The 3,058-nt window shown below is 68.0% G+C and carries 5 protein-coding genes; all 5 read right to left on the bottom strand.

Translation table 11 applies throughout. From position 1 onward, the window contains the following. Positions 1–226 (bottom strand): alcohol dehydrogenase catalytic domain-containing protein (locus tag ABDV68_RS18710; protein WP_343521603.1); only part of this gene is annotated, 226 nt, incomplete at its 3' end. Then, complete coding sequence (gene leuD, locus ABDV68_RS18705) at positions 204–818, bottom strand: 3-isopropylmalate dehydratase small subunit (protein ID WP_343521602.1); 615 nt, start codon at positions 816–818, stop codon at positions 204–206. The genes ABDV68_RS18710 and leuD, both read right to left, overlap by 23 nt. After that, on the bottom strand, positions 818–1,630 hold the full coding sequence (locus ABDV68_RS18700) for an N-acyl homoserine lactonase family protein (protein WP_343521601.1): 813 nt from the start codon (positions 1,628–1,630) through the stop codon (positions 818–820). The genes leuD and ABDV68_RS18700 overlap by 1 nt, the downstream gene beginning before the upstream one ends. A gap of 88 nt (positions 1,631–1,718) precedes the next feature. Further along, on the bottom strand, positions 1,719–1,856 hold the full coding sequence (locus tag ABDV68_RS18695; protein WP_343521600.1) for a hypothetical protein: 138 nt from the start codon (positions 1,854–1,856) through the stop codon (positions 1,719–1,721). 3 nt (positions 1,857–1,859) lie between these two features. Beyond that, on the bottom strand, positions 1,860–2,990 hold the full coding sequence (gene leuC / locus ABDV68_RS18690; RefSeq protein ID WP_343521599.1) for a 3-isopropylmalate dehydratase large subunit: 1,131 nt from the start codon (positions 2,988–2,990) through the stop codon (positions 1,860–1,862). Positions 2,991–3,058 lie beyond the last annotated feature (68 nt).

The following is a 3,058-nucleotide window of genomic DNA, read 5'->3' as shown; positions in this document are numbered from 1 at the left end:
CCCCCTCCCCCACCGACTCGACCACGCCGGCGATCTCCCCGCCGGGAGCGAACGGACGCGGCGGCTTGAACTGGTATTTGTCCTCGATGATCAGGACATCGGGATAGTTGATCGCGCAGGCCTTGATCGCGACCACGACCTCGCCGGGCTTGGCGACGGGATCGGGCAGCTCGCCTAGCGTTAGAGTTTCAGGTCCGCCGACTTCATTCGACAGCAAGGCCTTCATCCGCTCTCTCCCGCGCGATCCACGGGCGCTGTTCGGCGACCGTCGATTCGTATTTCGAAATCGCGGTATCCTTTGCCAGCGTCAGGCCGACCTCGTCCAGCCCCTGCATCAGGCAATCACGGCGGAACGGGTCCATCTCGAACTCGAAGCGGTCCTGATAGGGCGTGGTGACCGTCATCGTCTCGAGGTCGATCGTCACCGGATCGGTCTTGGCGACCTCGACCAGCCGGTCGATCGCTTCCTGCGGCAGCACCACGGCGACGATGCCGTTCTTGAAGGCGTTGCCCGAGAAGATGTCCGAATAGCTCGGCGCGATCACCGCGGTGATGCCCATGTCCTTGAGCGCCCAGGCGGCATGCTCGCGGCTCGAGCCGCAGCCGAAATTCTCGCCCGCGATCAGGATCGGCGAGCCGGCATAGCGCTCGTCGTCGAAGATGTTGCCGGGCTCGGCTCGCACGCTCTCGAACGCGCCCCTGCCGAGGCCTTCGCGGCTGATCGTCTTGAGCCAGTGGGCCGGGATGATGATGTCAGTGTCGATATTCTTGGCGCCCCACGGATAGGCACCGCCCTCGACTTTCTTGACCGGCTCCATCACTCGGCCGCCTTCGGGAAGGCCGGCAGCAGCGCGAGGTCGCGCGCGTCGTGCTGGATGATGACCTTGGCTTTCAGCACCTTTGCAATCTCCTCGAACCGGTCGTGCGACGCGAGCGTCTCCGCCCGGCTGGTGTTGAACTTGGGAACGCCGCGCAATGCGCGGTTCTCGCGGAAATGATATTCGTCGCCGCTGAGCAGCACGGCGCCGGTGCGCGGGAGCTTGACCAGCAGCGCGGCATGGCCCGGCGTGTGGCCGGGCATCGCCAGCATCTGCACCGATCCGTCGCCGAATATGTCGAGATCGCGCGCGACGACGCGGACCTTGCCGGTGCCGCTGCGCCAATGGGCGAGCGGGACGGCGCGATCGTCATCGTCCTTGAAGCCCTTCACCGCATCCCAGTCGCGCGCGCCGATCAGCAGCTCGGCATGGGGGAAGTCGCGCGCGCCGCCGGTATGGTCGGGATGATAGTGGCTGATCCCGACATGAGTGACCGCAGCGGGCGTGAGGCCCAGTGACTTGAGGCGATCGGAGATGCGCGTCGTCAGGCTCTGCTCGGGCGCGGGCTTGCCGATCAGGTCGGGCGTGAGGCCGGTATCCCAGAGCAGCAGCCCCTTGGGATGGCGGATCAGGAAGCAGCCGGCGACGAACTCGCGCTTCTGCCCGTCGAAGGCGAAGGCGTCGTTATACCAGCTGAGGTCTTCCTGCAGCTTGCCGCATTCGAAGGCGTGGAGCTGGATCGCGGGCGCAGGCGGCGCGGCCTGGCCGGTCCAGGCCAATGCGGCGGTTGCAGCGAACAGGGCTTTCAACATGACGGTCCTCCCGGGCGGCGCATCGCATCGATACGCCGCACCCGCGCAGGAACCAAATCGCGCCCGGCAACGCGCCGGCGCGCGCGGATCAGCGGCGCACCGCGCCCTTCGCAGCAGCCGGCTTCGCTCCCGCCGGTTCGCTCGCCTGGACGTTCGCGGCGGCATAGACCGCCGCGGCTCCGCTCAATGCCGTACCCGCCACCAGCAACACCAATACGCGCTTCACTGGTCATCCCCCTACAAGGTCACGCACGTCCGTGAGCCTTCCCGTCACCGCCGCCGCCGCCGCCATTGCGGGTGAGACGAGGTGGGTGCGTGCCCCCGGACCCTGCCTCCCTACAAAATTCCGATTCGAAGTGGAAGCGCAGCGTTCGCCGGCCGGAACCTTGTCCGGGTTCATCGCCAGGCACATCGAGCAGCCGGGCTCGCGCCATTCGAAGCCTGCTTCCAGGAAGATACGGTCGAGCCCCTCGGCCTCGGCCTGGCGCTTGACCAGCCCCGAGCCGGGCACGATCAGCGCCTGGCGGATGCCGTCGGCGACATGGCGGCCCTTCACCACATCGGCGGCGGCGCGCAGATCCTCGATCCGGCTGTTGGTGCAGCTGCCGATGAAGATGTTCTCGACGGCGATGTCCTGCATCCGCGTGCCGGGGGCGAGGCCCATATAGTCGAGCGACTTCTGCGCCGCGATGCGCTTGGCGGGGTCTGCGAAGCTCTCGGGGTCGGGCACGACGCCGGTGATCGGGACCACGTCCTCGGGGCTGGTGCCCCAGGTGAGCGAGGGCGCAATGTCGCTGCCGTTCAAGGTGACGACGCGGTCGTACTGCGCGCCGGGATCGGTCGGCAGCGTCTTCCACCATGCCACCGCCTGTTCCCAGGCGTCGCCCCTGGGCGCCATCGGACGGCCCTTGAGGTAGTCGAAGGTCTTCTCGTCCGGCGCGATCAGGCCCGAGCGCGCCCCGCCCTCGATCGACATGTTGCTGACGGTCAGCCGCCCCTCGATCGAGAGCGCACGGATCACCTCGCCGGTATATTCGACGACATAGCCGGTGCCGCCCGCCGCGCCGGTCTTGCCGATGATCGCGAGCACCACATCCTTGGCCGAGACGCCGAAGCCGAGCGTGCCGTCGACGCGGATCTCCATCGTCTTGGACTGGGCGAGCAGCAGCGTCTGGGTGGCGAGGACGTGCTCGACCTCGCTCGTGCCGATGCCGAACGCCAGCGCGCCGAGCGCGCCGTGCGCCGAGGTGTGGCTGTCGCCGCAGACGAGCGTCGTGCCGGGCAAGGTGAAGCCCTGCTGACTGGCGCACGCGTGTGTCGATGACGCTGGCGCAGATCGGCCTGCAGGACGTCGACGCAAGCGTCGACGCGCTGTCGGGCGGGATGCAGAAGCGCGTCGCGCTGGCGCGCGCGCTGGTGCTGCAGCCC

Origin of the sequence: Sphingomonas sp. (assembly GCF_039595165.1) — a bacterium.
In the GTDB taxonomy this organism is placed as follows: Bacteria; Pseudomonadota; Alphaproteobacteria; order Sphingomonadales; family Sphingomonadaceae; genus Sphingomonas.
Note: the sequence above shows the minus strand (reverse complement) of the source record. Positions and strands in the feature narration are given on the sequence as shown.